This window comes from Mesorhizobium sp. ISC11 (assembly GCF_037162595.1).
GTDB classification, from domain to species: Bacteria; Pseudomonadota; Alphaproteobacteria; order Rhizobiales; family Rhizobiaceae; genus Mesorhizobium; species Mesorhizobium ciceri.
On the sequence record NZ_JAVSPW010000001.1, the window covers coordinates 4,834,964 to 4,855,545 of the forward strand.

The 20,582-nt window shown below is 63.5% G+C and carries 17 protein-coding genes and 1 pseudogene; 12 read left to right on the forward strand and 6 right to left on the reverse strand.

What is annotated here, in order from left to right:
• Positions 1 to 7: 7 nt before the first annotated feature.
• From mtaB to RPF88_RS23500, 4 genes are all read right to left on the reverse strand, one after another.
• Complete coding sequence (mtaB, locus tag RPF88_RS23485) at positions 8 to 1,321, reverse strand: tRNA (N(6)-L-threonylcarbamoyladenosine(37)-C(2))-methylthiotransferase MtaB (protein ID WP_063169540.1); 1,314 nt, start codon at positions 1,319 to 1,321, stop codon at positions 8 to 10.
• The gene (gene dapF, locus RPF88_RS23490) at positions 1,321 to 2,205 is read right to left on the reverse strand and encodes a diaminopimelate epimerase (RefSeq protein ID WP_024504971.1); all 885 of its coding nucleotides are present in this window, start codon (positions 2,203 to 2,205) and stop codon (positions 1,321 to 1,323) included. Before dapF ends, mtaB begins: the two co-directional genes overlap by 1 nt.
• A 96-nt stretch (positions 2,206 to 2,301) precedes the next feature.
• On the reverse strand, positions 2,302 to 2,463 hold the full coding sequence (locus tag RPF88_RS23495) for a DUF1328 family protein (RefSeq protein WP_013528842.1): 162 nt from the start codon (positions 2,461 to 2,463) through the stop codon (positions 2,302 to 2,304).
• Positions 2,464 to 2,545: 82 nt separating this feature from the next.
• A complete protein-coding gene (locus RPF88_RS23500; RefSeq protein ID WP_337123295.1) occupies positions 2,546 to 3,565 on the reverse strand; it encodes an MBL fold metallo-hydrolase in 1,020 nt (339 codons plus the stop codon).
• Positions 3,566 to 3,844: 279 nt separating this feature from the next.
• Between RPF88_RS23500 and RPF88_RS23505 the strand changes: the two genes are divergently transcribed.
• The 12 genes and pseudogenes from RPF88_RS23505 (at position 3,845) to RPF88_RS23560 (ending at position 18,244) form a co-directional block, all read left to right on the forward strand.
• Positions 3,845 to 4,384, forward strand: coding sequence for a protease inhibitor Inh/omp19 family protein (locus RPF88_RS23505; protein ID WP_013528844.1), 540 nt, complete (start codon positions 3,845 to 3,847; stop codon positions 4,382 to 4,384).
• 167 nt (positions 4,385 to 4,551) lie between these two features.
• A complete protein-coding gene (gene zapE, locus RPF88_RS23510) occupies positions 4,552 to 5,751 on the forward strand; it encodes a cell division protein ZapE (protein ID WP_337123296.1) in 1,200 nt (399 codons plus the stop codon).
• A gap of 369 nt (positions 5,752 to 6,120) precedes the next feature.
• Positions 6,121 to 7,089 carry a malate dehydrogenase gene (mdh, locus tag RPF88_RS23515; protein ID WP_013528846.1) on the forward strand — a complete coding sequence of 323 codons (969 nt, stop codon included), beginning with the start codon at positions 6,121 to 6,123 and terminating at the stop codon, positions 7,087 to 7,089.
• A gap of 43 nt (positions 7,090 to 7,132) precedes the next feature.
• Positions 7,133 to 8,326, forward strand: coding sequence for an ADP-forming succinate--CoA ligase subunit beta (gene sucC / locus RPF88_RS23520; protein WP_024504973.1), 1,194 nt, complete (start codon positions 7,133 to 7,135; stop codon positions 8,324 to 8,326).
• A gap of 4 nt (positions 8,327 to 8,330) precedes the next feature.
• Positions 8,331 to 8,702, forward strand: a complete 372-nt coding sequence (locus RPF88_RS23525; RefSeq protein ID WP_013528848.1) for a cupin domain-containing protein — start codon at positions 8,331 to 8,333, stop codon at positions 8,700 to 8,702.
• A gap of 41 nt (positions 8,703 to 8,743) precedes the next feature.
• On the forward strand, positions 8,744 to 9,646 hold the full coding sequence (gene sucD / locus RPF88_RS23530; RefSeq protein ID WP_063173365.1) for a succinate--CoA ligase subunit alpha: 903 nt from the start codon (positions 8,744 to 8,746) through the stop codon (positions 9,644 to 9,646).
• 126 nt (positions 9,647 to 9,772) lie between these two features.
• A complete protein-coding gene (locus RPF88_RS23535; RefSeq protein WP_337123297.1) occupies positions 9,773 to 12,760 on the forward strand; it encodes a 2-oxoglutarate dehydrogenase E1 component in 2,988 nt (995 codons plus the stop codon).
• Between the two features lie 47 nt (positions 12,761 to 12,807).
• Positions 12,808 to 14,082: a 2-oxoglutarate dehydrogenase complex dihydrolipoyllysine-residue succinyltransferase gene (gene odhB / locus RPF88_RS23540; RefSeq protein ID WP_337123298.1), complete on the forward strand. Its 1,275-nt coding sequence runs from the start codon at positions 12,808 to 12,810 to the stop codon at positions 14,080 to 14,082.
• Between the two features lie 59 nt (positions 14,083 to 14,141).
• Positions 14,142 to 14,660 (forward strand): hypothetical protein, encoded by a 519-nt coding sequence (locus RPF88_RS23545; RefSeq protein ID WP_064992617.1) that lies wholly within the window; start codon positions 14,142 to 14,144, stop codon positions 14,658 to 14,660.
• Positions 14,657 to 15,412 carry an SDR family oxidoreductase gene (locus RPF88_RS23550; protein ID WP_013528853.1) on the forward strand — a complete coding sequence of 252 codons (756 nt, stop codon included), beginning with the start codon at positions 14,657 to 14,659 and terminating at the stop codon, positions 15,410 to 15,412. The genes RPF88_RS23545 and RPF88_RS23550 overlap by 4 nt, the downstream gene beginning before the upstream one ends.
• A 76-nt stretch (positions 15,413 to 15,488) precedes the next feature.
• Positions 15,489 to 16,904 (forward strand): annotated as a pseudogene (lpdA, locus tag RPF88_RS23555) (dihydrolipoyl dehydrogenase); the annotation flags it as partial.
• An 860-nt stretch (positions 16,905 to 17,764) separates the two neighbouring features.
• Positions 17,765 to 18,244 (forward strand): DUF2867 domain-containing protein, encoded by a 480-nt coding sequence (locus tag RPF88_RS23560; RefSeq protein ID WP_337123299.1) that lies wholly within the window; start codon positions 17,765 to 17,767, stop codon positions 18,242 to 18,244.
• 10 nt (positions 18,245 to 18,254) lie between these two features.
• Here the strand turns inward: RPF88_RS23560 and RPF88_RS23565 are convergent, their stop codons facing one another.
• Entirely contained in the window at positions 18,255 to 19,325 is a 1,071-nt protein-coding gene (locus RPF88_RS23565) for a TraB/GumN family protein (RefSeq protein ID WP_063173361.1), read from the reverse strand.
• Between the two features lie 229 nt (positions 19,326 to 19,554).
• A complete protein-coding gene (locus RPF88_RS23570; protein WP_013528857.1) occupies positions 19,555 to 20,493 on the reverse strand; it encodes a tyrosine recombinase XerC in 939 nt (312 codons plus the stop codon).
• Positions 20,494 to 20,582 lie beyond the last annotated feature (89 nt).

A 20,582-nucleotide genomic window follows, 5' to 3' on the forward strand; every position in this document is an offset into this window, starting at 1 on the left:
GCGTTTCTCAGGCGGCGCGGGCGGCAAGCGGCGCCGCGATCAGCCTGGTACCATCGTGGCCCGATATATCGGCCTCGACGATCTCACCCGGTGCGCCCGTGCCGAGTGCGGCAAGCGTAAAACCCTCGGTGCGGCCAAGGCCGTCTCGCTCGATCAGGATCGACTGACGCGTACCGGTGAGCAACGACAGATGCCTGACATAGGCAACTTCACCGGCGGCGCGCAGCCGGGCGGCGCGCTGCTTGACCACCTCGCGGCGGAGCTGCGGCATGCGCGCGGCAGGCGTGCCTTCGCGTGGGCTGAAGGGGAAGACGTGGAGATGGGTCAGGCCACACTCCTCGACAATTTTCTCCGAGTTCTCGAACATTTCGTCGGTCTCGGTCGGGAAGCCGGCGATGATGTCGGCGCCAAAGACGATACCGGGGCGCAGTTTGCGCACATCCTCGCAGAAGCGGATCGACTGATCGCGCAGATGCCTTCGCTTCATGCGCTTCAGGATCATGTCGTCGCCCGACTGCAGCGACAGATGCAGATGCGGCATCAACCGGGGCTCGGTGGCGATGGCGTCGAGCAAATCGTCGTCGGCCTCGATCGAATCGATCGACGACAGCCGCAGGCGCTTAACATCGGGCACCTGTTTCAGGATGGTCTTCACCAGTTTGCCGAGCTTCGGCGCGCCCGGCAGGTCGGCGCCGAATGAAGTCATGTCGACGCCGGTCAGAACGATCTCGGCATAGCCGTTGCCGGCGAGCCGCTTGACCTGCTCGACCACGGCGCCCATCGGCACCGAGCGCGAATTGCCGCGGCCGTAGGGAATGATGCAGAAGGTGCAGCGGTGGTCGCAGCCGTTCTGCACCTGGACGAAGGCGCGTGCGCGGCCCTCGATGGCGTCGACCATGTGGCCTGCGGTCTCGCGCACGGAAAAAATGTCGTTGACGCGCGCCTTCTCGGTGTCGTTGACGCCGAAATCCGGCAGCGCGCGGTAGGAATTCGCGTTCAGCTTCTCTTCATTGCCAAGCACGAGATCGACCTCGTCCATGGCGGCGAATTTTTCAGGCTCGGTCTGCGCGGCGCAGCCGGTGACGATGATGCGCGCCTGCGGGTTGTCGCGGCGCGCCTTGCGGATCGCCTGCTTGGCCTGGCGCACTGCTTCGCCTGTCACGGCGCAGGTGTTGAAGATCACGGCGCCACCTTCCAACGCGCCGAGGCCCGCACTTTCAGCCTCGCGCCGCATCACCTGCGATTCATAGGTGTTGAGCCGGCAGCCGAAGGTGACGACATCGATCCCCGGGGACACCGGGCTCTTGGGCAGAGCGGACATCAGGCCGCGCTTTCAGTGTCGCGGGCCCATGTCCCGATCGACGGGTCGAAGTTGCCGGAAAATTCCCATTCGGCGGCGCCCGTCAGGACCACGTGGTCATCGTCGCGCCATTCGACATGCAGCGTGCCGCCGCCTGGCGTCAACAGACTGACGCTGCGGCCGGTCCGGTTGGTGCGGGCCGCGGCCACCACGGCCGCGCAGGAGGCCGAGCCGCAGGCCTTGGTCAGGCCGGCGCCGCGTTCCCAGGTGCGGATGATCATGGTTTCGGGCGAAGTAACCTGAGCGATGGTTATGTTGGCGCGCTCGGGGAACATCGGGTGGTTCTCGAGCAGCGGACCGAAGCGGTCGAGCTCGTAGGACCAGACGTCGTTGTCGACCCAGAAGATCGCGTGCGGGTTGCCCATCGAAACGACCGAGGGTGAATGCAGCACGGGGGCGTCGATCGGGCCGATCTGCAGCTCGATCATGCGGGTGTCGCGGAATTCCTCGGCCAGCGGGATATCCTGCCAGCCGAAGCGCGGCGTGCCCATGTCGACCGAGATCGAACCGTCGGCGTGTTCGCGCGCATTGAGGATGCCCGCCACGGTCTCGAAGGTGAAGATCTTCTGGCCGGTCTCGGCGGCGAGCGCCTGGACGACGCAGCGCATGCCATTGCCGCAGGCCTGCGCACCGGTTCCATCGGAATTCAGGATGTCGATGAAAAAGGCGGTGCCAGGCGTCCTGGCGTCATGGATCGCCATGATCTGGTCGAAGCTGGTCGCGGCATCGGCGTTCAGCGCAATCGCCGCCGCCGCCGTCACCCGATCGGCACGGCCACGCATATCGGCAACGATGATCTCGTTGCCGATGCCGTTCATCTTGGCGAAAGGGGCAGTGCTGGCCATTGCTCCGAAAAATTCCGTGTCCGTTTGGCGCTATATGGCGGAAACGGGCAGGAATTACCAGTGCGCAGCCGCTTGGTCTCGGCGAAAGCGCCGGACTTACGTGACGGCGAAAATGCCCAGCACCACCAGCAGGAAGATGATCAGAACGATGCCGATAAGGATGCGCGCACCCGTGGCCGCGGCACCTGCCAGTGCCGGCATGCCGAGCAAGCTCGCCGCCGCTGCGACGATCAGGAGAATGATAATCCATTTGAGCATGACAATGCCTCGCAAACCGGCAAATATTTCAACCACATGAAAACGCGGTTGCAGCGCTGGGGTTCCGTCGAACCGATGCGGATCAGGGCGCTATGTGCTCCGGCACATCCCAGACCTCGCCCGGCCGCAAGGCGCGAAAGCGCTCGCGTGGGATGCCTCGATCGTCAAGCGCCTCGGTCAATTTGCGCGCCGGCTCGTCGATCGGTTCGTCGGTGAGCTGGAAGGTGCCCCAGTGACAGCCGGCGGCATGGGCGGCGTTGCACAGCGTCATGCCTTGCACCGCTTCCCAGGGGTTCTGGTGCTGCGGCGCCATGAACCAGCGCGGCTCATAGGCGCCGATCGGCAGGATGGCGAAGCGGAAACCGCCATGTTTCTCGGCCATCCGCCGGTAGTTGACGCCATCGTGGAAGCCGGTATCGCCGGCGAAATAGAGCTTGCCGTCAGGCGTTTCGACGACAAAGCCGGCCCAGAGCGCCATGCGCCGGTCTCGGGCGCCACGCGCCGACCAGTGATGCACCGGCTCGACATGGACGGCGGCGCCATTGCCGATCTCGACGCTGTCGCCCCAGTCATGCGCCGACAGTCGCATGCCGGGCACGGCGGCTTCGATGATGGCGTCGTTGCCGAGCGGAGTGAGCACCAGCGGGTCGTGGCCGGCCTTCAGCCGCTTCAACGTGGCGAGGTCGAGATGGTCATAGTGGTTGTGGCTGACCAGCACGAGATCGATCGGCGGCAGGTCGGCAAAGGCGATGCCTGGCGCATTGATGCGTTTTGGTCCGGCGAAGGAAAGCGGCGAGGCGCGCAGCGACCACACCGGATCGGTAAGGATGTTCAGACCGGCCGTCTGGACCAGCAAGGTGGAATGGCCAACCATGGTCACTTTCAGCGCGGCGCCCTCGACCCGAGCCGTCGGTTTCGCCTGCGGAAAGGGGCTTGCATCGCTCGCCGGCCATTTCGAGCGCTGGCCATTCAACTGCCATTTCAGCAGGTCGGCGAAACGGCCGGGTGGCTGGCCGTCGGGATTGAAGAACAATGCGCCGTCGAAATGGTCGCTGGGCGGGCCGCTATAATAGCGATTGGCGGCTGTCTTTCTCGCGGCCAATTTTGCGGCTCCGGCAGGTGTTTCGTTTTCCAGACATAGGCGCTAAGGCGGCTCGCGCAAGCGTCCAACCGTCGAATGTCGGCGCTGCACTGCTTTGACCGGATCCCCAGGCGACGCGCGACAAGCGGTCAGCCGCCGCGATTGCGATAAATTTGCAACAATTCTTGCTGCAAACTGTATTTTAACCATATCGGGTTGAAATTTCGCCACCTTCTCCATCTTGGTGGGGGTGAGATTGTGCGGACGGCTTCCCCCCAGCCGGATCCGACGGAGGTTGGAATGACTTTTTCGAAAACCGGTCTGGTGGCCGTATCGCTGGCGGCGCTCGTTGCGAGCGGCTGTTCGACCTCGCGTTTCTCCTCGATGGATGACCAGCAGCCGGCACCGCTGGAGGCCGCGCCCGCCGGCAAGGTGACGGCGAACCAACTGCCGCCGCCAGCATCGCCCGGCACCACCGACCCGTCTCAATTCCCGACCGCTCCTGCGAACACGCAGGTCGCCGCGCTGCCTTCGGATGGTTCGGCGCCGGCCGGCGCTTCGGACGTGACTGCCGCCAGCGTCGCCGGTGTCTGGAACGCCAGCGTTGCGGGCCAGAGCTGCAAGGTGGCGACACCGCAGACCAAATTCGGCGCCGGCTTCCGCGCCGGGCCGCTGCATTGCCCGGCGCCGATGGATGGCGTCAAGTCGTGGAACGTCGCCGGCAAGCAGCTGACGCTCTATGACGAGAGTGGCGGTGCGCTGGCGCGGCTCTATTCCTCGGGCGGCTCGAAATTCGACGGCCAGACTTCCAACGGCCAGCCGATTTCGCTTACAAGGTAGGCTAATGCATGTCGCCCAAAAGTGGCCGCGGTTTTGGGAAAACAAAGATCTAAAGCGGGTCGTCTGAATCCGTTCAGACACGACCGCTTTAGTCCTTCCGAATGCATCTCGCGCAGAAGTGACCCCGGTTTCGGGACAGCGACATGCATAAACAAATGACGTGACCGATGCATCTGCGTGACGGCCTCCAGACCCATGCGACCGTCAGGCAGCGCTACGACCATCTGGTGGAAACCGGTACGATCGACCGCGATCCGGCGCAGGAACGGATCGTTGCGGCGCTCGACCGGCTGACCGATGAGATCTCGGCCAAGCGGCTGGCGCATAAGTCGAGCGCGCTGGGCTGGCTGTTCGCCCGCAAGCGCGAGACGCATGAGGCCGTCAAAGGCCTTTACATCCATGGCGGCGTCGGTCGCGGCAAGACCATGCTGATGGACATGTTCTTCGACTTGCTGCCGGTGCGGCGCAAGCGCCGCGTCCACTTCAACGACTTCATGGCGGACGTGCAGGACCGTATCCAGAAGCACCGGCAGGCGCGCAAGAACGGCGACGTCAAGCAGGACGATCCGATCCCGCCGGTGGCCAAGGCCCTTGCCGAGCAAGCCTGGGTGCTGTGCTTCGACGAGTTCTCGGTCACCGACATCGCCGACGCGATGATCCTGTCCAGGTTGTTTTCGGCGCTGTTTGCCAGCGGTGTGGTGCTGGTCGCCACCTCGAATGTGGCGCCGGAAAACCTCTACAGCGACGGGCTGAACCGTCAGCTTTTCCTGCCCTTCATCGGCATACTGGAGCGGCACACACAGGTGCTGGCGCTCGATGCCGACAAGGACTACCGGCTGGAAAAGCTCGCCCGGACACCGGTCTATGTCACGCCGGCCGATGCGGCGGCGGACCAGCTACTCGACGAGGCCTGGCAAGCCATGACGCGCAACGCGCCGGCCGCCGAGACATCGATTGCCCTCAAAGGGCGGCAGGTGATCGTGCCGCGTGCGGCAGGCGATGCGGCGCGGTTCTCCTTCGCCGATCTCTGCGAAAAGCCGCTTGGCGCGCGCGATTTCCTGGCGATCGCCGGGCGCTTCTCAACCATTTTCATCGACCACGTCCCGGTGCTCGGCGAAGGCAAGCGCAACGAGGCCAAACGCTTCATCCTTCTGATCGACACGCTCTACGACCATCATGTGCGGCTGGTGGTGAGCGCCGAAGCGCCGCCGCAAGCGCTTTATGCCGCCAAGCGCGGCGTGGAGGTCTTCGAGTTCGAGCGCACCGCATCGCGGCTGATCGAGATGCAAAGTCGCGACTGGCTGGAGGATTGGGCGGAGCGGCAGAAAGGGAAGCCGGCGCCAGAGGCACAGCAGGCGCAGGCCTGAATTTCCAGGGAATGCGTCGGTAGCGATCCTTTGCCCCCCTCTGTCATGCCAACGTCTACAACTCGAACCTCCTCGGCCACCCGCATCACAAGGGCGTCATTACCCGCATTCAGCCTTACGATTTCCATCTTCGTCGGTTATTTCCTCCCAAGTCGGCTTACAAACTTTGACGTTTACGTAAATCCCAAATGATCTAACCGATTGAAAACACTGACGCCAAAATAATCGTTTGAATTTTTCCCGTGCAGGGGCTATTGGGTGCGGCGAAAATTCGCGGTTCCCCGCAGCATTCCGGCCTCTTCTTCGACGCCGCCATCAAGTCACCAGAGATTTGAGACGTCGTCACCGACAAAGGGAAAACATCCTCACATGGCACGCAACAAGATAGCGCTTATCGGCTCTGGCATGATCGGCGGCACGCTCGCTCACATGATCGGCCTCAAGGACCTCGGCGACGTGGTGCTGTTCGATATTGCCGAAGGTATCCCGCAGGGCAAGGGGCTCGACATCGCGCAGTCGTCGCCTGTCGATGGCTTCGACTCCAGGCTCACCGGCATCAACGACTATGCCGGCATCGAAGGCGCCGACGTCTGCATCGTCACCGCCGGCGTGCCGCGCAAGCCCGGCATGAGCCGCGACGACCTTTTGGGCATCAACCTCAAGGTCATGGAGCAGGTCGGCGCCGGGCTGAAGAAGTATGCGCCGAAGGCTTTCGTCATCTGCATCACAAACCCGCTCGACGCCATGGTCTGGGCGCTGCAGAAATTCTCAGGCCTGCCCAACAGCCACGTCGTCGGCATGGCCGGCGTGCTCGACAGCGCGCGCTTCCGCTATTTCCTGGCCGAGGAATTCAAGGTCTCGGTCGAGGACGTCACCGCCTTCGTGCTCGGCGGCCACGGCGATTCCATGGTGCCGATGATCCGCTACTCGACGGTATCGGGCATTCCGCTGCCCGACCTCATCAAGATGGGCTGGACCTCGAAGGAGAAGCTCGACCAGATCGTGCAGCGTACCCGCGACGGCGGCGCCGAGATCGTCGGCCTGCTCAAGACCGGTTCGGCCTATTACGCGCCGGCCGCTTCGGCGATCTCGATGGCAGAAGCCTATCTCAAGGACAAGAAGCGCGTGCTGCCCTGCGCGGCGTATCTCTCCGGCCAGTATGGCGTCAAGAATACCTATGTCGGCGTTCCCGTGGTGATCGGCGCCGGCGGCGTCGAGCGTATCATCGAGATCGAGCTCAACAAGAGCGAGCAGAAGATGTTCGACTCCTCCGTGGCGACGGTGCAGGGCCTGACCGAGGCCTGCGTCAAGATCGCGCCGCAACTCGCCTCCAAATGAATCTCCAGTAAGTGAACCCCCAGTCGATCCGGAGACCATACAGATGAACATCCATGAATATCAGGGCAAGGCACTGCTGAAGTCGTTCGGCGCGCCGGTGGCCGAAGGCGTGCCGGTGTTCAAGGCGAGCGAAGCGGAAGCCGCCGCCAAGGCGCTGCCGGGCCCGCTCTATGTGGTGAAGAGCCAGATCCATGCCGGCGGCCGCGGCAAGGGCAAATTCACCGAGCTCGGCCCGGACGCCAAGGGCGGCGTGCGGCTGGCGAAATCGGTGGCCGATGTCGTCGCCAACGCCAACGAGATGCTGGGCAACACTCTGGTGACCAAGCAGACCGGCCCGGCCGGCAAGCAGGTCAACCGCCTCTATATCGAAGACGGCGCCGACATCGAACGCGAGCTCTATCTGTCGATCCTGGTCGACCGTTCGGTCGGCCGCATTGCGTTCGTCGTCTCGACCGAAGGCGGCATGGACATCGAAGCGGTTGCCCATGACACGCCCGAAAAGATCATCACCGTCGCCATCGATCCGGAAAAAGGCGTCACATCGGCCGACCTGAAGGCGCTCAACGGCGCGCTCAAGCTCGACGGCGATGCGGCCAAGGACGGCGATACGCTGTTCCCGATCCTCTACAAGGCCTTCGTCGAGAAGGACATGAGCCTGCTCGAGGTCAATCCGCTGATCGTCATGAAGAACGGCCGGCTGCGCGTGCTCGACGCAAAAGTGTCGTTCGACAACAACGCGCTGTTCCGTCACCCCGACGTGCTCGAACTGCGCGACACCACGGAAGAGGACGAGAAGGAAATCGAGGCGTCGAAATACGACCTCGCCTATGTGGCGCTCGACGGCAATATCGGCTGCATGGTCAACGGCGCCGGCCTTGCCATGGCGACGATGGACATCATCAAGCTCTATGGCGCCGAACCCGCCAACTTCCTCGATGTCGGCGGTGGCGCTTCGAAGGAGAAGGTGACGGCAGCGTTCAAGATCATCACCAGGGATCCTGCGGTCAAAGGCATCCTGATCAACATCTTCGGCGGCATCATGAAGTGCGACATCATTGCCGAGGGCGTCATTGCCGCGGTCAAGGAAGTCGGCCTGGAAGTGCCGCTGGTGGTGCGCCTGGAAGGCACCAATGCCGAGCTCGGCAAGAAGATCATCAACGACAGCGGCCTGAACGTGGTGTCGGCCGACGATCTCGACGATGCGGCCAAGAAGATCGTGGCGGCGGTGAAGGGCTGATCTGGTGCCTCCGCATAAGATAAACCTGGTCGAGGCTGCGGATCAAAAGATCAAGAAGGTCTTCGATCCGCATATCGCCGGCGACGTCAACGACAGCCAGGCGAAGGTCGCCAAGTTCGGCGAGGTCTTCGACTGGCATGCGCATGACAATGAGGACGAAGCCTTCCTCGTGCTGCGCGGGCGTATCGCCATCGATTTCCGCGACGGCCCGGTCGAACTCGGCGAGGGCGATTTCATCGTCGTGCCGCGCGGCGTCGAGCACCGGCCGCGCTCGCTCACCGTTGAGCCCGTGGTGCTGATGTTCGAGCCGGCAACGACGCTCAACACCGGCAACGCCAAGAGCGACCTCACTGTCGCCGACTTGAAGCGGCTCTGACCATGTTTCCCTCGATCAACGGTTTTTAGAAAAGGGCTCCCATGTCCATCCTCGTCGACAAGAATACCAAGGTGCTGGTGCAGGGCCTGACCGGCAAGACCGGCACGTTCCACACCGAACAGGCGCTGGCTTATCACGGCACGAAAATGGTCGGCGGCATCCATCCCAAGAAGGGTGGCGAGACGTGGACCGGCGCGAAGGGCGAAAGCCTGCCGATCTTCGCCACCGTCGCCGAGGGCAAGGAAAAGACCGGTGCCAACGCGTCCGTCGTCTATGTGCCGCCGGCGGGTGCCGCCGAGGCCATCCTCGAAGCGATCGAGGCCGAGATCCCGCTGATCATCTGCATCACCGAAGGCATACCGGTGATGGACATGATCAGGGTCAAGGCCAGGCTCGACCGTTCGACCTCGCGGCTGATCGGCCCGAACTGCCCGGGCGTGCTGACGCCGAACGAATGCAAGATCGGCATCATGCCCGGAAACATCTTCCGCAAGGGCTCGGTCGGCGTTGTTTCGCGGTCGGGAACGCTTACCTATGAGGCAGTGTTCCAGACCACCAATGTCGGCCTCGGCCAGACCACCGCCGTCGGCATTGGCGGCGACCCCGTCAAAGGCACCGAGTTCATCGACGTGCTCGAGATGTTCCTCGCCGACGAGGAGACCAAGTCGATCATCATGATCGGCGAGATCGGCGGTTCGGCCGAGGAAGACGCCGCGCAGTTCCTCAAGGACGAAGCCAAGCGTGGCCGCAAGAAGCCGATGGCAGGCTTCATCGCCGGGCGCACGGCGCCGGCCGGCCGCACCATGGGCCACGCCGGCGCGGTCATCTCCGGCGGCAAGGGCGGCGCCGAAGACAAGATCGCGGCGATGGAATCGGCCGGGATAAAAGTTTCGCCGTCGCCGGCAAGGCTGGGCACGACCTTGGTCGAAGCGATCAAAGGGTAAGGGAATAGGGGAGTAAGGGAGTAGGGCAGTAGGGAAAATAGCAGCGGCAAAAAGCCCTACTCCCCTACCCTTATTCCCCTACTCCCCTCCAAAAACAGGAGACGGAGCCGGGCTCCGCGGACAAAAATGGCAAGACAAGATCAGGCCAACGACCAATTTTCGCTCACCTCTTTCCTCTATGGCGGCAATGCCGACTATATCGACGCGCTCTATGCCGCCTATGAGGACGATCCAGCCTCGGTCAATCCCGAATGGCAGGAGTTCTTCGCCGGGCTGAAGGACGATGCCGGCGATGTGCGCAGGAACGCCAAGGGCGCCTCCTGGGCCAAGCCCTCCTGGCCGCTGCAGGCCAATGGCGAATTGGTGTCGGCGCTCGACGGCAATTGGGGCATCGTCGAGAAGACGATCGAAAAGAAGGTCAAGGACAGGGCGGTCACCAATGGCGTCGTCCTGTCCGACGCCGACGTGCACCAGGCGACGCGCGATTCGGTGCGCGCCATCATGATGATCCGCGCCTACCGCATGCGCGGCCATCTGCACGCCAATCTCGATCCGCTCGGCATCGCCAAGCCGCTCGAGGACTACAACGAGCTGTCGCCGGAAAACTACGGCTTCACCGAAGCCGATTACGACCGGCCGATCTTCCTCGACAATGTGCTGGGGCTTGAATTCGGCAGCATCCGGCAGATGCTGGAAATCCTGACCCGCACCTATTGCTCCACGCTCGGCGTCGAGTTCATGCATATTTCCGACCCTGAGGAAAAGGCCTGGATCCAGGCGCGCATCGAGGGTGCCGACAAGGAGATCACCTTCACCGCCGCCGGCAAGAAGGCGATCCTGCAGAAGCTGGTCGAGGCTGAAGGCTTCGAGCAGTTCATCGACGTCAAGTACAAGGGCACCAAGCGCTTCGGCCTCGATGGCAGTGAGGCGCTGATCCCGGCGCTGGAGCAGATCGTCAAGCGCGGCGGCCAGCTCGGCATGAAGGAAATCGTGCTCGGCATGGCGCATCGCGGCCGGCTGAACGTGCTCTCCCAGGTAATGGCCAAGCCCCACCGCGCCATCTTCCATGAGTTCAAGGGCGGCTCTGCGGCACCCGATGAGGTCGAAGGCTCGGGCGACGTCAAGTACCATCTAGGCGCCTCGTCGGACCGCGAGTTCGACGGCAACAAGGTGCATCTGTCCCTGACCGCCAATCCTTCGCATCTGGAGATCGTCGATCCGGTAGTGATGGGCAAGGCGCGCGCCAAGCAGGATTATCTGTTCGGCCGCAGCCGCGAGGAAATCGTGCCGCTGGAAGAGCGCGCCAAGGTGCTGCCGCTCTTGCTGCATGGCGATGCCGCCTTCGCCGGTCAGGGCGTGATCGCCGAGATCCTCGGCCTGTCCGGCCTGCGCGGCCACCGCGTCGCCGGCACGCTGCATTTCATCATCAACAACCAGATTGGTTTCACCACCAACCCGCGCTTTTCGCGCTCCTCGCCCTATCCGTCCGACGTCGCCAAGATGATCGAAGCACCGATCTTCCACGTCAATGGCGACGACCCGGAAGCCGTGGTGCACGCCACCAAGGTGGCGATCGAGTTTCGCATGAAGTTCTTCAAGCCTGTTGTGGTCGATATGTTCTGCTATCGCCGCTTCGGCCACAATGAGGGCGACGAACCGGCCTTCACCCAGCCGATCATGTACCGCAACATCCGCAACCACAAGACGACGGTGCAGATCTATGGCGACCGGCTGATCGCCGAGGGTCACCTCACCCAGGCCGAGCTCGACCAGTTGAAAGCCGACTGGCGGGCGCATCTGGAATCCGAATGGGAAGTCGGCCAGCACTACAAGCCCAACAAGGCTGACTGGCTCGACGGCGCCTGGTCGGGCCTGCGCACCGCCGACAACCAGGACGAACAGCGGCGCGGCAAGACCGCCGTGCCGGTCAAGACGCTGAAGGAAATCGGCAAGAAGCTGACCGAGGTGCCGAAGGACTTCGAGGCGCACAAGACGATCATCCGTTTCCTCGAAAACCGCCGCCAGGCGATCGAGTCCGGCGAAGGCATCGACTGGTCGACGGCCGAGGCGCTGGCCTTCGGCGCCATCCTGCTCGACGGCAATCCGATCCGCCTGTCGGGGCAGGATTCCGAACGCGGCACCTTCTCGCAGCGCCATTCCGTGCTCTACGACCAGCGCGACGAGACCCGCTACATCCCGCTCAACAATCTGTCGGCCGCACAGGCCGGTTACGAAGTCATCAACTCGATGCTGTCGGAAGAGGCGGTGCTGGGCTTCGAATATGGCTACAGCCTGGCCGAGCCCAAGGCGCTGACCCTGTGGGAAGCGCAGTTCGGCGACTTCGCCAACGGCGCCCAGGTGGTGTTCGACCAGTTCATCTCGTCAGGCGAACGCAAGTGGCTCAGAATGTCGGGCCTCGTCTGCCTGTTGCCGCATGGCTATGAAGGCCAGGGTCCGGAACATTCCTCGGCCCGGCTCGAACGCTTCCTGCAGCTTTGCGCCGAAGACAACATGCAAGTCGCCAACTGCACCACGCCGGCCAATTACTTCCACATATTGCGCCGACAGCTGAAGCGCGACTTCCGCAAGCCGCTGATTCTGATGACGCCGAAGTCGCTGCTGCGCCACAAGCGGGCGGTGTCGACGCTGCCGGAAATTTCGGGCGAAAGCTCGTTCCACCGGTTGCTGTGGGACGATGCGCAGCTGCTTTCCGGACAAGCGATCAAGCTGGTCAAGGATTCCAAGATCCGCCGCGTCGTGCTGTGTTCGGGCAAGGTCTATTACGACCTCTATGAGGAGCGCGAGAAGCGCGGCATCAACGACATCTATCTGCTGCGCGTCGAGCAGCTTTACCCGTTCCCGGCCAAGGCGCTGATCACCGAACTGTCGCGCTTCCGCAATGCCGAGATGGTGTGGTGCCAGGAGGAGCCCAAGAACATGGGCGCCTGGTCGTTCATCGACCCGTATCTGGAATGGGTGCTGGCGCATATCGACGCCAAGCATCAGCGGGTGCGCTACACCGGCCGTCCGGCCGCCGCCTCGCCGGCGACCGGACTGATGTCGAAGCATCTCGCCCAGCTCGCCGCCTTGCTCGAAGACGCGCTTGGTGAATAGAGAAGATCTGGGCGAACAACAGAACCGAAAGAAAACGGACAGGCACAATGGCTACCGAAATCCGCGTTCCCACTCTCGGCGAATCCGTCACTGAAGCGACCGTCGGCAAATGGTTCAAGAAGGTTGGCGATACAATCGCCGCCGATGAACCGCTGGTCGAGCTCGAGACCGACAAGGTGACGGTGGAGGTGCCTGCCGCCGCCGCCGGCACGCTGGGTGAGATCACCGTCAAGGAAGGCGAGACGGTCGGTGTCGGCGCGCTGCTGGGGTCGATTTCGGCAGGCGGCGCGGCTCCCGCCACGAAGCCGCAAGCGGTGTCGCAGGCCTCGTCGCCGGATGCGGCATCGACCGGCAAGCAGGCCGCGGCCGAGACCGCCAAGATCGCCGGCGATGCCGGCCCGGTCGAGCCGCGCACCATGCCACCGGCACCGGCCGCGGCGAAACTGATCGCCGAAAGCAATCTCTCGGTCGACCAGATCTCCGGTTCGGGAAAGCGCGGCCAGGTGCTGAAAGGCGACGTGCTCGACGCCATCTCCAAGGGCGCGCCGTCGCAGCCGGCCGAGACGCCGAAAGCAGCACCGGCACCGGTTGCCGTGCGGGCGCCGTCCTCGGGCGACGATGCATCGCGCGAGGAGCGCGTGCGCATGACCAAATTGCGCCAGACCATCGCGCGCCGCCTCAAGGAAGCGCAGTCGACCGCAGCCATGCTGACCACCTTCAACGAGGTCGACATGTCAGCGGTGATGGCGCTGCGCACCAAATACAAGGACGTGTTCGAGAAGAAGCACGGCGTGAAGCTCGGCTTCATGGGCTTCTTCACCAAGGCCGTCACGCACGCGTTGAAGGAAATCCCCTCGGTCAATGCCGAGATCGACGGCACCGATATCATCTTCAAGAACTATGCCCATATCGGCGTCGCCGTCGGCACTGAAAAGGGCCTCGTCGTGCCGGTGGTGCGCAATGCCGACCAGATGTCGATCGCCGAGATCGAGAAGGACATCGGCCGGCTGGGTATCGCCGCGCGTGACGGAAAGCTGTCGGTCGCCGACATGCAGGGCGGCACGTTTACGATTTCGAACGGCGGCGTTTACGGGTCGCTGATGTCGACCCCGATCCTCAACGCGCCGCAGTCGGGCATTCTCGGCATGCACAAGATCCAGGACCGGCCTGTCGTGGTCGGCGGCCAGGTCGTCATCCGGCCGATGATGTACCTGGCGCTCAGCTACGATCACCGCATCGTCGACGGCAAGGAAGCGGTGACGTTCCTGGTGCGCGTCAAGGAAAGCCTGGAGGATCCGGAACGGCTGGTGCTTGATCTCTGAGGTCTGGTGCTGATCCGGCTGTTGGAATGTGTGCCGGAGGAAGGGATCTGCGCGGCAGAATGACGACCCGTTCCCTTAGCCTTTCCAAGGTGCTTTCGATCGCATCGATCGCGGCCGGCATGGTGCTGGCCGCTGCCGGCGCCCATGCCGCCTGCCCGATAGAACTCGCTGTCTATGGCGACGCCCAGAGCGGCAGCGAGATCGATTTCACGCCGACCGGCACCTCGGCGACCGTCACCAACAGCTTCCGGATGATCCTCGACAACAATGTGGTGCTTAACGGCATCGTCATGTGGAATGAAGGCGTATCGCGGCCGAACGGCGCGCTGATGCACAAATGCCCCGAGGGCGACGTCACCGGCGAGGAGCTTGCCGCCTGCACGCCCTGGCACGGCGTCATCTACACGGCGGATGAAAAGGGCAACATCGGACTGCTGCCGGCTGAAGGCGTCGAAGCGCCGAAGACGCTGATCCTGCCGGACCTCGGGCCGGCGTTGCGCCAATCCAGCGCCTATGGCGGCAGCGGATTTTCGAAAGTGCCGTGGGATGTGTTTGCCTTGAAGGGATGCCAGGAATGAGCGGGACGCAAAAGGTGCTGCTGGTCACCGGCGGCAGCCGCGGCATAGGCGCCGCGATCTGCCGGCTCGGATCGAAGGCCGGCTACCGGGTCGCGGTCAACTACGCTTCGAACCAGGAGGCCGCCAAGGCGCTGGTCGCCGAGATCGAGGCCGCCGGCGGCGAGGCTTTCGCGGTCAAGGGCGATGTCGGCAAGGAGTCCGATATCGTGGCCATGTTCGAGGCCGTCGACCGCGCCTATGGACGGCTCGATGCCTTCGTCAACAATGCCGGCATCGTCGACGTCAAGGCGCGCGTCGACGAGATGGATGTTTCGCGGCTGGAGCGCATGATGCGCATCAATGTCGTCGGCTCGTTCCTCTGCGCCCGCGAGGCGGTGAAGCGCATGTCGACCCGTCATGGCGGGTCGGGCGGATCCATCGTCAACATCTCGTCGGCCGCGGCGACATTGGGCTCGCCGGGCGAATATGTCGATTATGCCGCCTCCAAGGGCGCCATCGACACCTTCACCGTCGGGCTCGCCCGTGAGGTGGCGCTAGAAGGCATCCGCGTCAATGCGGTGCGGCCGGGCATCATCGACACGGACATCCACGCCTCCGGCGGGCAGCCGGACCGGGTGGAGCGGTTCCGCGATCTGCTGCCGATGAAAAGAGCCGGTACAGTGGATGAAGTCGCGGGCGCGGTTCTCTATCTTCTCTCCGACGCCGCGTCCTATACGACGGGCGCGATCCTGAATGTAAGCGGCGGCCGCTGAGCGCTCTCAAGCAGATCGAGCATGATGTTATCCGAAAACCGCGTCACACTTTTCGGCATCATGCTCAAAACAGAAGGACAGTATCATGGCTTATGACGTCGTTATCATCGGATCGGGACCCGGCGGCTATGTCTGCGCCATCAAGGCGGCGCAGCTCGGGCTCAGGGTTGCGGTGGTCGAGAAGAACGCGACCTTCGGCGGCACCTGCCTGAACATCGGCTGCATCCCGTCCAAGGCGCTGCTCCATGCCTCCGAGATGTTCGCCGAGGCCGGCCACTCCTTCGACACGCTCGGCGTCGAGATATCGGCGCCGAAATTGAACCTGAAGAAGATGATGGCGCACAAGGATGCGACGGTGTCGTCGAACGTCAACGGCGTCGCCTTCCTGTTCAAGAAGAACAAGATCGACAGTTTCCGCGGCACCGGCAAGGTGCTCGCCGCCGGCAAGGTGTCGGTCACCTCCGAGGACGGCAAGGTCGAGGAGATCGAGACCAAGAACATCGTCATCGCCACCGGCTCGGATGTCGCCGGCATTCCCGGCGTCAAGGTCGACATCGACGAGAAGGTGATCGTGTCGTCGACCGGCGCGCTGTCGCTGGATAAGGTTCCCGGCCATCTGGTGGTGGTCGGCGGCGGTGTCATCGGGCTCGAGCTCGGCTCGGTGTGGGCGCGGCTCGGCGCCAAGGTCACCGTGGTCGAATTCCTCGACACCATCCTGGGCGGCATGGACGGCGAGGTCTCCAAGCAATTCCAGCGGTTGCTGGGCAAACAGGGCTTCGAGTTCAAGCTCAGCGCCAAGGTCACCGGCGTCGCCAAGGCCAAGAAGGGTGCGACCGTCACCTTCGAGCCGGTCAAGGGCGGCGCCGCCGAGACCATCGAGGCCGATGCCGTGCTGATCGCCACCGGCCGCCGCGCCTATGCCGACAGTCTCGGGCTCGGGGAAGCCGGCGTCGAGGTCGACGAGCGCGGCCGGGTCAAGACCGATGGCCATCTCAAGACCAATGTCCCGGGCATCTATGCCATCGGCGATGTCATCGCCGGGCCGATGCTGGCGCACAAGGCCGAGGACGAGGGCGTGGCGGTAGCGGAAACCATTGCCGGCCAGGCCGGCCACGTGAACTATGACGTCATTCCGAGCGTCGTCTACACCAGCCCGGAAATCGCCTCGGTCGGCAAGACCGAAGAAGAGTTGAAGAAGGCCGGCATCGACTACAAGGTCGGAAAATTCCCGTTCAGCGCCAATGGCCGGGCGCGCGCCATGCTGCACACGGACGGTTTTGTGAAGATCCTCGCCGACAGGCAAAGCGACCGCGTGCTCGGCGTGCATATCGTCGGCTTCGGCGCCGGCGAGATGATCCACGAGGCGGCGGTGCTGATGGAGTTCGGCGGTTCGTCGGAGGATCTCGCCCGCACCTGTCATGCGCACCCGACGATGTCGGAGGCGATCAAGGAGGCGGCGCTGGCGACGTTCTTCAAGCCGATCCACATCTAAGGCCCTTTCATAAACTCTACTCCGGCGGCCATCTGGCGAGGTTTTCTCCGCTTTCACAGCGTCGCGCGTCCCTCCTGGACGCTCAAAGGATGCTGTGATCCTTTTTGATTGGCGCATGATCCTCTCCGAAAAAATCGGACTGATCTTCGGGGTCATGCGCTGCTCACGGACCCAATGTCCGCTGCGCTCCGGTTCTCGAAAACCACACCAGCTGACTCACCGGAGCGAGTTTCTGGAAAGGCCTTTCTGGCGGCCCCTACAAAACAAAACAAAACGGCCCGCTTTTCAGCGGGCCGTTCGTAACTGATATCGAGCCAATCACTGGGCCGGTGCAGGTGCCGGCGCAGGGGCTGGTGCCGGCGCAGGAGCCGGTGCGGGCGCGGGTGCCGGGGCAGGCGCCGGTTCTGCAGGTGCCGGAGCAGGCGCGGGCGCAGGTTCAGCCGGCTTCATCGGTTCCGCCGGTGCAGGCGCTGGGGCCGGTGTGCTGGCCGCCGGCGGCTCGGCGGGTGCCGGGTGCTCACCACTTCTTCCGAAAACATAATACGCGACAACCGCCAGAATAACGACGACCAGGGCAATCAGCCAACCGCTACCACCGCCGCCGCCACTTGGCCTTGGTGCGTTGGTGGACGAATTGAACGGGTCGTTTGGATTCGGTGTGTTCGCCATAAAAGTGTCCTCCGTGGATGAAAAATATCAATCAACACCATACAACGCGCAATCATTGAACTGGTTTCACGCTAGGGTTGGAAAACGCCAAAAACAAGGACAATCCTGCCCTTCCGCAGCCGGAATGGCGTCGTTTCGCCACGCAGCGCGCCAAGTTTGCGTCTGTTAAGGTCGAATCAGAGGGTTTTGCCGTGACGAATCCGTCAGCTCAGCTTGTCCCGAATCACTGCGATGCTCTCGCCAGAGCCCAGTTCGCAGACCGCTATGTGCTGGTCACTGAAGGCCTTTCCTTAACCGCACTCGGCGCGGCCGAACGCGCTCTGGGGCGAACGCCGCCCTGGGTCGGCAGCCTCATGGCGCTGCGCAATCTTGCCGTCAGGCCGTTCCGGCTGAAGACGGGCTTGGAAACTGCGGTGTTGCCGTCGGGCCGGATCGGGATATTTCCGCTCATCAGCCAGTTTCCCGGCAAGGTTGTGCTTGGCCTCGACGACCGGCATCTCGATTTCCGTGTCCTGGTCGAAGTCAGGGATCTCGGCGAGGGCCAGCAAGAGGTGGCCGCGACGACGATCGTCAAGACGCACAATTGGCTCGGGCGCGCCTATCTCGCGATCATCATGCCGTTTCACCGGATCGTCGTTCCGGCGATGCTGGCCCAGATCCTGGCGAAGTAAGCTGAAGTCACTAAAGTCCGACAGGCGTGACGGTGTAACCGGCCTTGCGGAAATCCTCGACCAGGCCTTCGGGGCCGGGGAGGTGGAGGGCGCCGACCGCCATGAAGACGTTGCCTTTGGCAAGGATCGGTTCGGCATGCTCGACCATCACCTTGTTGCGGCTGGTGATCATGGTTTCCTCGAACGCCGCATAGCCCGCGGGGTCGTCCTGTTGGTCCGGCATCGCGGCACGAAACAGCGGCCAGAACATGCCGGTGTCGCCACGCTGGTAGAGCACGATCATGGTTTCGTTGATGTCGTTGACCTTGTCGCCGAGCTTCAGCGTGTCGACGAGGCCCTTCATGTGAAACGCCAGCGGCAGCGAGGCCATGGCGCGCAGTTGGCCTTCAGCCGTCTCCAATCCTTCCACCGGCTTGCCGGAAGCCTTCGCGCCTTCCGCCAGCCTGACATCGAGCACCGGGGCGCCGCCTGACTGACGGGCCAGCTCGCAGGCCGGCAGTGCCATCATGGCCGAGAGCATCCACGGCTTCATCTTGGCAACCGTTGCCGGCGGAATGCCGCGTGCGTCGAGCGCGGTGTTCATGGCCGCCGCATCGTCGGGCGACAGTAGCGACGCCAGCGTCGTCGAATCCGTGAACATCATCAGGTCCGGCTCCTTGAGCATCGCTACCATCATCTTCTGCTTGTCGAGCACGTCGGTGGTTTCGATGACGATGGTGCCGGCGGCGTCATAGGCTTTCTGCGCTTCGGGAGGCAGCGTGGTGACGCGCGGGTCGGTCATATGCATGGTGCCGAACAGGAAGGACGGCTTCTCGCCGGGCTTTTCCAGCTTCCACAACAGGCCCTTGCCGTTCGGCGTCGCGGCGGCTTCCGCTTCGATCTTGCGGTAGGTCGCCGGATCGTTCTTCTGCAGGGCCGACAGCATGTCGGCACCGGTGCAGGTCGGGACGTCGGCATGCGCCTTGCCGGCCGCGAACAGCAGCACGGCGAGGAACGACAGGAAGAACAGAACATTGAGCGCGACGAGCAGCTTCAGCGACACGGAAGCAGCACGGTCGGCGATGGCTATGACGCGTTTCATGAGCCTCTTCTAGGACTGAAAAGCGGCAAAACGGTTAACCTGTGCTGAGAAATTGTCTTGGACTGGCTATCGCCCTCAACTGACGTCGATGGGGCTCATGCTTCAACGATTAGCGGAAACGCCCATTTCTTCGTCATCCCAGGGTCTCCGCGACGGAGCTTCGCTCCTGCTTCGCCCAGGGACGACGACGTTGGGAGGCTTTCGGCCAAATGGTGAACGTTACCGGCGTTCACGCCCTGGGATGCGCCTGCTCATAAATCTCGAGCAGCCTCGCGGTGTCGACGCCGGTGTATATTTGCGTCGTCGACAGGCTGGCGTGGCCGAGCAGTTCCTGGATGGTGCGCAAATCACCGCCGCGGCCGAGCAGATGCGTGGCGAAGGAATGGCGCAGCGCATGCGGCGTCGCGGTATCGGGCAGGTTGAGCGCCGAGCGCAGCTTGGCCATGTCGCGCTGGACGATGGCCGGGTTGAGCGGGCCGCCGCGGGCGCCGCGAAACAACAGGCCCTTGGGGTCGAGATGGTAGGGGCAGAGCCGGCGATATTCGGCGATTGCCCTGAGCGCCACCGGCAGCACCGGCACCAGGCGCGTCTTGCCGCCCTTGCCGGCAACGCGCAGCACCGTGTCGGCCGCCGACGCCAGATCGGCGCCGGCCAGGCCGAGCGCCTCGGAAATGCGCAGGCCAGAGCCGTAGAGCAGCGTCAGCACGGCGGCGTTGCGGGCTGCGATCCAGGGTTCCTCCGCCAGTTGGCCTTCGATGGAAACGATATGCTTGGCATCGCTCGCTGTCAGCGGCTTGGGCAGCGATTTGGGCTGGCGCGGCGCGCGCAGTGCCGCCGCACCGGCCGCATTGGCGAGGCCGCGCCGCTCGAGGAAACGCAGCAGCGAGCGGATGCCGGCGAGACCCCGGCCCAGCGTGCGGGCGCCGGCGCCGCCATTGCGGCGGGCGGCAAGGAAGCCGCGCAAATCCGCCGGGCGCAGATCGGCGATGTCCGAAATGCCGGGCGAGCCGCCGCAATGGCCGGTGAGGAAATGCAGGAACTGACGCGTGTCGCGCTCATAGGCTTCCACCGTCTCGGGCGACAGCCGACGTTCTCGCGCCAGCATCTTTAGCCAGCTTTCGCGCGCCGCCTGGAGATCGGGTTTGGCCGGGATGAGGAATTCCTGCATGGCGGCATTTTCGGATATTCGGGTTAGGAAGCGGTGAATAGCCCGTCATTGAAATGATAGCCGCGTGGGGCTAGAGCAGGCCAAAGGAT